This window comes from uncultured Caulobacter sp. (assembly GCF_937900395.1).
Taxonomy (GTDB): Bacteria; Pseudomonadota; Alphaproteobacteria; order Caulobacterales; family Caulobacteraceae; genus Caulobacter.
This window is the reverse complement of the sequence record NZ_CALCDX010000214.1, coordinates 1-7,817: the sequence shown is the minus strand read 5'-3', so window position 1 is coordinate 7,817 and position 7,817 is coordinate 1. Positions and strand designations below refer to the sequence as shown.

10 protein-coding genes are annotated in these 7,817 nt (G+C 67.9%); 9 read left to right on the top strand and 1 reads right to left on the bottom strand.

All coding sequences use genetic code 11. The features are described 5' to 3' along the window. Window positions 1–49: 49 nt before the first annotated feature. Window positions 50–964 (bottom strand): ABC transporter ATP-binding protein, encoded by a 915-nt coding sequence (locus tag Q0379_RS18580; protein ID WP_299015047.1) that lies wholly within the window; start codon window positions 962–964, stop codon window positions 50–52. A gap of 172 nt (window positions 965–1,136) precedes the next feature. Here Q0379_RS18580 and Q0379_RS18575 point away from each other — a divergent pair, with 172 nt between their 5' ends. The 9 genes from Q0379_RS18575 to Q0379_RS18535 form a co-directional block, all read left to right on the top strand. Further along, window positions 1,137–2,372 carry an ectonucleotide pyrophosphatase/phosphodiesterase gene (locus tag Q0379_RS18575; protein WP_299015044.1) on the top strand — a complete coding sequence of 412 codons (1,236 nt, stop codon included), beginning with the start codon at window positions 1,137–1,139 and terminating at the stop codon, window positions 2,370–2,372. A gap of 162 nt (window positions 2,373–2,534) precedes the next feature. Continuing rightward, window positions 2,535–2,909 (top strand): hypothetical protein, encoded by a 375-nt coding sequence (locus tag Q0379_RS18570; RefSeq protein ID WP_299015038.1) that lies wholly within the window; start codon window positions 2,535–2,537, stop codon window positions 2,907–2,909. A 124-nt stretch (window positions 2,910–3,033) separates the two neighbouring features. After that, window positions 3,034–3,486 (top strand): VOC family protein, encoded by a 453-nt coding sequence (locus Q0379_RS18565; protein WP_299015035.1) that lies wholly within the window; start codon window positions 3,034–3,036, stop codon window positions 3,484–3,486. Continuing rightward, window positions 3,483–3,818 carry an MmcQ/YjbR family DNA-binding protein gene (locus tag Q0379_RS18560; protein WP_299015033.1) on the top strand — a complete coding sequence of 112 codons (336 nt, stop codon included), beginning with the start codon at window positions 3,483–3,485 and terminating at the stop codon, window positions 3,816–3,818. Before Q0379_RS18565 ends, Q0379_RS18560 begins: the two co-directional genes overlap by 4 nt. Then, on the top strand, window positions 3,815–4,144 hold the full coding sequence (locus Q0379_RS18555; protein ID WP_299015030.1) for a metalloregulator ArsR/SmtB family transcription factor: 330 nt from the start codon (window positions 3,815–3,817) through the stop codon (window positions 4,142–4,144). The genes Q0379_RS18560 and Q0379_RS18555 overlap by 4 nt, the downstream gene beginning before the upstream one ends. After that, the gene (locus tag Q0379_RS18550) at window positions 4,141–4,635 is read left to right on the top strand and encodes an SRPBCC domain-containing protein (RefSeq protein WP_299015027.1); all 495 of its coding nucleotides are present in this window, start codon (window positions 4,141–4,143) and stop codon (window positions 4,633–4,635) included. The genes Q0379_RS18555 and Q0379_RS18550 overlap by 4 nt, the downstream gene beginning before the upstream one ends. After that, the gene (locus tag Q0379_RS18545) at window positions 4,632–5,885 is read left to right on the top strand and encodes a TCR/Tet family MFS transporter (RefSeq protein WP_299015024.1); all 1,254 of its coding nucleotides are present in this window, start codon (window positions 4,632–4,634) and stop codon (window positions 5,883–5,885) included. Before Q0379_RS18550 ends, Q0379_RS18545 begins: the two co-directional genes overlap by 4 nt. A 93-nt stretch (window positions 5,886–5,978) precedes the next feature. Continuing rightward, on the top strand, window positions 5,979–7,418 hold the full coding sequence (locus tag Q0379_RS18540; RefSeq protein WP_299015021.1) for a Do family serine endopeptidase: 1,440 nt from the start codon (window positions 5,979–5,981) through the stop codon (window positions 7,416–7,418). A 36-nt stretch (window positions 7,419–7,454) separates the two neighbouring features. Then, window positions 7,455–7,817 (top strand): AAA family ATPase (locus Q0379_RS18535; RefSeq protein ID WP_299015018.1); only part of this gene is annotated, 363 nt, incomplete at its 3' end.

Here is a 7,817-nt window from a genome sequence, read left to right as displayed (position 1 = left end):
CGGTCGCGCAGCAGGCGGAAGCGTTCGGCGGCGATGGCGTCGGCGAGCATCAGGCGGCTCCTTCCGAGGTGGCCGTGGGCGTCTGCCCCAGCGATTTCAGATAGACGCCCTCGAGGTCGACCTCGCGCCAGCGCGCCTCGACGATCTCGGCGCCGGCCTCGACCAGGGCGCGGATGACAGCGGGCGCCTCGCCCCGCGGGATGTCGGCCAGCACGGCGTCCGGCCCGTCGGCTTCGCCGCGCGCGCCCAGCACCGACAGCGCCGGGGCGAGGGGAGAGGCCAGGGTCAGGCGCAGGCGGGCCTCGCCGGCGGTCAGTTCAGAGACGCCGCCTTCGGCCACGACCTTGCCGCGCGAGAGAATGGCGACGCGGTCACAGACGCGCTTGACCTCGTCCAGCTGGTGGCTGGCCAGGATGACCGTGACGCCCTCGCGCTTGGCCAGGTCTACGATCAGGGCGCGGATCTCCTGGATCCCGGCCGGGTCCATGCCGCTGGTCGGCTCGTCCAGGATCACGAGTTCGGGCCTGGTGAGGAAGGCGGCGGCCAGACCCAGGCGCTGCTTCATGCCGACCGAGAAGCCGCTGGTGGCGCGGTCGGCCGCGTGGGTCAGGCTGACCCGCTCCAGCCAGCCGCCGATGTCGGCGTCCTTCCTGCCGCTTTCCAGCGCCAGCATGGTCAGGGTGTCGCGGGCGGTCAGGTAGGGCGGATAGCGCGGGGTCTCGATCATCGCCCCGACCTTGCGCAGGGCGGTGATGTCGCCGGGGGCGGCTCCAAAAAGGCGGGCCGAGCCGCTGGTGGGGCGCACCAGGCCCAGGGCGATCCGGAACAGCGTGCTCTTGCCCGCGCCATTGGGGCCCAGGACCCCGAATACGCCGCCGGCGGGAATGGCGATGGAGAACTCGTCGAGGGCGCGCACCGCCCCGTAGGTCTTGGTGAGGCGGTCGGCCTCGAGGGCGATCGACATGCGACGAATCCCGGACGCCGAACGACTCGGCTCGACGGGGGGACTATGGCCAGCCGACGGAGCGCCGCCAAGTTAAGTCGCCGTCATCGCCTCGCGCGAACATTGGTCGTCATACGCCGGCAACATCCATGACGGATCAGGCCTGAAACCACCGTCTTGCCGAGCTTCCGTCATGGCCCTTCGCCGTCTTCTCTTCATGGTCTTCGCCGCCGCCCTCGTCCTGACCGGGAGCGCCGAAGCGCGGGAGAAGGCGCCGCACCTGACCATCCTGATTTCGCTGGACGGCTTTCGGGCGGATTATCTGGATCGCGGCGCCACGCCGACGATCAGGGCCTTGGCCGACGACGGCGCTCGCGGGGCCATGCGGCCCTCCTTTCCCAGCCAGACCTATCCGAACCACTACACCCTGGTCACGGGCAAGCGTCCCGACCGGCACGGGGTGGTCGCCAACGAGATGGAGGACGCCGTCATCGGCGGGCCGAAGTTCACGATGAATGGGCCGACCGCCAACGACCCACGCTGGTGGAATCAGGCCAAGCCCTTCTGGGTGTCGGCGGTCCAGCAGGGCAAGCCGGCCGCCGCCATGTTCTGGCCCGGCTCGGAGACCGAGATCGACGGCGCGCGGCCGACGCGCTGGATGAAGTACGACGAAACCCTGCCTTACGACGCCCGCATCGATCAGGTCCTGTCTTGGATGGACAGCGCCGACGGGCCGCCCCTGGCCTTCACCACGCTTTATTTCGACGCGGCCGACACCGAAGGGCATCACTACGGGCCGGACTCGCCCGAATTGCGCGCGGCCCTTGTCAGACTCGATCGGGCCGTCGCGCGGCTGGTGGACGGTCTGAAGGCGCGGGGGCGGTTCGAGGCGACCGACATCATCATCGTCGCCGATCACGGCATGGCGCCCTTGCCCGCCGCCAATCGTGTCGTGCTGGACGATCTGATCGATCTCTCGAAGATCCACCTGGTGACACGGGGGGCGATGACCAGCTTCTCGCCCGAGAAAGGCCAGGAAGCGGCCGTCGAGCGCGCGTTCCTGAGCCGGCGTTTGCCGCACATGACCTGCTGGAAGAAGGGCAAGGTTCCCGCGCGGTTCCACTACGGCAAGAACCCCCGCGTGCCGGCCATCGTCTGCCTGTCGGAGCGCGGGTGGTACACGACGACCCGCGCGGCCAAGGCCAAGCCCGGCAAGTGGGACGGCAAGGATGGCGGCGCCCATGGCTTCGATCCCGAGGACCCGATGATGCGCGCGCTGTTCGTCGCCCACGGACCCTCGTTCAAGTCCGGCGTGCGCTTGCCCGTGTTCGACAATGTCGATGTCTATCCCCTGCTGGCCAGGATCACCGGCGTTCGAGCCGAGACCGGCGACGGATCACTCTCGGTCCTGGGGCAGGCCCTCAAATAGCCGCCGGAAGTTCGCGCATAGCGAGATTGTGGTCAATAAATGCAACCAAGAAACGTATCGCGCGAGGTTTCGATGTATAAGGGAAGCAGGCGCCACTGACCGTCGGCGACGCCCGCGCTTCCTCGCCCAGAGGAGCGGTTCAACCAGCTTAGGGAGAACGCTATGGGTTTCTATGGTCCCGAACCTTTCGACACCGCCGAGGCCACCTACGTGTGGACGGGCCTGCGGACGCCGGGGTTCTTTTCCGTCACCGTGAAGGGGAACGCCCCGAACTTCACCACTGGCGTCAAGCTGGTGCGTGACCCCGACTTCGTGGGCGGGCTCGCCATCGACGTCATGGGCTGGACGGGTCCGTTGGGCAAGGGAACGACGCCCTATACCGTTCAGGGCACGTTCAACGGCCTGTACCTGCCCAAGATTCTGATCGTCGGCTCCAACCAGCGGCTGCTGATCGACGTGAAGGAAATCCCGTTCACGAACGAGGACGACTACGTCAAGCAGCTCAGCGCACAGGCAAAAGAGCTCGAACCGGCCTGACGGTGCGGACGGACGCGCGCCCGGCCCTTTCCGGGCGCGCGCTTTCGAGAACGATGTTCTTTGGTTCTTGTCGAATTAGTTTCAGTATGCGTTAAATATTGCTCCTTCCTGCAAGGAGCTCGCCATGCGCCATCCCGGACTGACCCCAGCCCTCGCCTATGACGATCCGAAGGCCGCGGTCTCGTGGCTGGAAAAGGCGTTCGGCTTCGAGGTCGCCCTTCTGGTCGAGGACGAGCAGGGGCGCCTGGCCCACTGTGAAATGACCTTTGGCCAGTCGACGGTCATGATCGGCTCGTCCTGGCGCCCAGAGATCTCCAGTCCCGCCGCGCTTGGCGGAAAGACCACTCAGACCGTGCATATCCATATGGACGGCGATGTCGACGCCCATTGTGCGCGAGCTCGCGCGGCCGGGGCGGTGATCTTCGCCGAGCCCGAGAACCAGTTTTACGGCGACCGCACATATCGCTGCTTCGATCTCGAAGGTCATATCTGGACCGTCGCCGCGCCTGTAGAGAGCGTGTCGATCGCCGAGATGGAGGCGCGTAGCGGCCACAAGATCAGCGCGCCCTCCGCATGATCACGCCCGACGATTTTCGACGGCTGGCCCTGGCGCTGCCTGGGGCGGTCGAAAGCTCGCACATGGGAACGGTCGACTTCCGGTGCGGGAAGATCTTCGCCACGCTTGGTAATCCGGACGCGGATTGGGCCATGGTTCAGCTGACGCCCGATCAACAGGAGATGCGCGTGGCCGCCGAGCCCGGGATCTTTGTTCCGGTTCCGGGCGGTTGGGGGAGGCGCGGCTCGACGCGCTTGCGTCTCTCCGCCTGTAACGAGGCCACGGCGCGCGGCGCGCTGTTGGACGCCTGGCGCAATGTCGCGCCGAAGGCCCTGCTGGACGCTCAGGCTTGAACGACGCCCTGGACCGAACCCTGGCGGCCTTGGCCGACCCGCATCGGCGACGGGCGGTCGATCTGTTGCGAGAGAGGCCGCGCCGCGCGGGCGAGCTGGCCGAGAGCCTGGGTCTCTCGCCGCCGGCGATGAGCCGGCATCTGCGCGCTCTGCGTCAGTCGGGCCTCGTCGAGGAAAGCCATCCCGAGTTCGATGCGCGGGTCAGGGTCTATAGCCTGCGGCCCGAGCCCATGGCCCAGCTGAAGGCTTGGCTGGACGCGGCGGAGGGCCATTGGGCCGGCCAGCTCTCGGCGTTGAAGACGCACATCGAGGCCAAGCCGCGATGAGTTCTCGGATCCTGGTCGCCCTGCGGATCCAGGCCTCGCCCGAGGCGGTGTTCGACGCCTTCGTCGACGACATCGCGCTGTGGTGGCGGCCCAATCCGCTGTTCTCGTTTACCCCGCGCTCCCCAGGTGTCATGGCCTTCGAAGGCGATCGCCTGGTCGAGCGGCTGGCCTCGGGCAAGGTTTTCGAAGTGGGGAAGGTGCGGGTCTGGGAGCGCGGCGCGCGCCTCGTCTTCGGCTGGCGTCAGGCCAGCTTCGCGCCCGGCGTGGAGACCGAGGTCGAGGTGCGTTTCGAGCCCGTGGAGGCCGGGACCCGCGTCACGGTCGAGCATCGCGGCTGGGACGCCATCCCCGCCGACAGCGTCGCGCGTCACGGTTTTCCCGATGCGGTCTTCCTGCACAGACATGGCGAATGGTGGCGGGCGCTGCTGGCGGGCCTTGCGACACGGGCGAACAGCCGCCAACTAGGAGCCGCCGGGGAGGGCGAGGCATGACCAATACGCAGATCACGGGCGGCAAACGCCAGGCGGCGCTGGGCTTCATCTTCATCACCGCGATCATGGACGTCCTGTCCCTGGGCGTGATGATCCCCGTCTTGCCCAATCTGGTGAAGGCGTTCGGCGGCGGCGACACGGCGACGGCGGCCGACTGGAATGTGCTGTTCGCCACCACCTGGGGCGTAATGCAGTTCGTCTGCTCGCCGATCCTGGGTCTGATGTCGGACCGTTTCGGCCGTCGCCCGGTGATCCTGACCTCGATCTTCGGTCTTGGCGTCGACTTCCTGTTCATGGCGTTCGCGCCAAGCCTTTGGTGGCTGTTCGTCGGCCGGATCTTCAACGGCATGACGGCGGCCAGCTTCTCGACCGCCGGCGCCTACGTCGCCGACGTCACCACGCCCGAGAACCGCGCCAAGGGCTTTGGCCTGATGGGCGCGGCGTTCGGGATCGGCTTCACCTTCGGTCCGGCCCTGGGCGGTTGGCTCTGGAATGTGGATCATCGCGCGCCGTTCCTGGTCTGCGCGGGCCTGGCCCTGTGCAATTGGCTCTACGGCTTCTTCGTGCTGCCGGAATCGCTGCCGCCCGAGCGCCGCCAACCGCGCTTCGACTGGAAGAAGGCCAACCCGCTGGGTTCGCTCCAACTGCTGCGCCGGCATCCGGGACTGCTGGGACTGGCCGGCGTCGGGTTCCTATTCCAGCTGGCCCACAACGTCCTGCCCAGCGTCTTCGTGCTGTATATGGGCTTCCGCTACAACTGGGGGCCTGACACGGTCGGCCTGACGCTGATGGTCAGCGGGATTTCCGGCGTCATCATCCAGGGGCTGGTCGTGGGCCCGGCGGTCCGCAAGCTTGGCGAGCGGGGCGCGCTGATGGTCGGTCTGTTCTCGGGCTTCGCCGGATTCACGATCTACGCCCTGGCGCCGACAGGGCTGCTTTATCTGTGCGGCCTGCCGATCTTCGCGTTCTCGGGTCTGATCCAGCCCGGACTGCAGGGCCTGATGACCCGCCGCGTCGCACCGAACGAGCAAGGCCAGCTGCAGGGCGCGAACGCGGCCCTGATGGGGATCGCCTCGATGATTGGCCCGTCGCTGTTCCTGCTGCCGTTCGCCTTCGCCGTGCGCCACGACGCGACCCTGCATCTGCCGGGCTTGCCCGTGCTGATCGCCGCGAGCTTGATGCTGCTGGCGACCCTGCTGGCCTGGGCCAAGGCCAGACCCGCGCCAGCCCTGGAACCGCATCCCGCCTGAAGCCTTAAGCCAACGCCGAAACCTTGACCTTTCGCCGCCTTAGACTCGCCAGAAACCTTCGTTGAGTTCGCAAGGAACCGTGAGGAGCTGTCCTTGAAGACCATGCGCAATTTCCGCGCCCTGCTGCCCGCCCTCGTTCTGCTGGCCGCCTGTTCGAATCCTAGCGGGCCTTCGAACGCCCAGTCGATCCCTGACCTGGCCCAGCCGACCCGGCGCGCGCCCAGCGATCCGGCCTCTATGAAGGCCTCGTTCTCGCCCGTGGTGAAGAAGGCCGCGCCGGCCGTCGTCAACGTCGCCAGCCGTCGCGTGGTGCGCCAGCGCGTCGATCCGTTCTGGGATTTCTTCATGGGCGGCGGCGCGCCGCGCGAGCAGGTGCAGGGCTCGCTGGGCTCGGGCGCGATCGTCCGCGCCGACGGGGTGATCATCACCAACCACCACAACATCGAAGGCATCGTCGAAGGCAACGGCGACATCACGGTGCAGCTGGCCGACCGCCGCGAGTTTCCCGCCACTGTCCTGCTCGACGACCCTCGAGCCGATCTCGCGGTGCTGAAGATCGACACCAAGGGCGAACGCCTGCCGGTCATGGCCATCGACGACCAGGAGCAGCTCGAAGTCGGCGACCTGGTCCTGGCCATGGGCAACCCCTTCGGCGTTGGCCAGACGGTGACCAACGGCATCGTCTCGGCCCTGGCCCGGACCGATGTCGGCGCCGCCGATTTTGGCAGCTACATCCAGACCGACGCGGCGATCAATCCGGGCAATTCCGGCGGGCCGTTGGTCGACATGGATGGCGACCTCGTCGGCATCAATACCTTCATCATCTCGCGCTCCGGCTCGTCGAGCGGGGTCGGCTTCGCCATCCCGGCCGCCGTGGTCAAGCAGGTGGTCAACGCCGCGCTCGGCGGCGGCCATAGCGTCGTGCGACCTTGGCTGGGCGTGAAGGGCCAAGCCGTGACCGCCGAGATCGCCCGCAGCCTGGGCATGACCGCGCCGCGCGGCGTGCTGGTGGCGCAGGTCTATCCCGGCTCCTCGGCCGATCGCGCGGGGCTGAAGGAAGGCGACGTCATCCTGTCGATCGACGGTCAGGCGGTGAACGACGAGGGCGGCGGGGCCTTCGCCATCGGCACCCACAAGGTCGGCGACCGCGTGCCGATGCAGATCCGCCGCGGCGAGCGCGACCAGACCCTGACCGTCCGCGCCGAGGCCGCCCCGGACACCCCCGCCCGTGACGAGCGCGTGATCAAAGGGCGCAATCCGTTCGACGGCGCCACGGTCGTCAACCTGTCGCCGGCCGTGGCCCAGGACTTGGGCGTCGACCCCTTCGCCGGTCGCGGCGTGCTAATCACCCGCATCGGCCAGGGCTACGCCCTGAACGCGGGCCTGCGTCCCGGCGACTTCGTCCGCGAGATCAACGGCCGACCGATCAACAGCGTCGCCGACCTCAATGCCGCCGTTACCGCGCAGGGCCGCGCCTGGAACGTGACGATTGAGCGTCAGGGCCAACGGATCACCGCCCGTCTGGTGACCTGAGGCGACTTGGCCCCGGCGGCCTGCTAGAAAGGACTCATGTCCGATCTCTTCCAGGCCGCCGGCCTGACGCCTCACGCGCCGGCTCCCTTGGCCGACCGTTTGCGGCCCCAAAGCCTCGACGAGGTGGTGGGCCAGCAGCACCTGCTGGGTCCCGAGGGGCCCATCGGCCGCATGGCCGCCGCCCATCGCCTGGCCTCGATGATCCTATGGGGGCCTCCGGGAACGGGCAAGACCACCATCGCCCGCCTGCTGGCCAAGGCCGGGGGCTACGAGTTCCAGCAGATCTCGGCCGTGTTCTCGGGCGTCGCCGACCTGAAGAAGGCGTTCGAGCAGGCGAGGGCCCGGCGGATGGCCGGCCAAAGCACCCTGCTGTTCGTCGACGAAATCCACCGCTTCAAC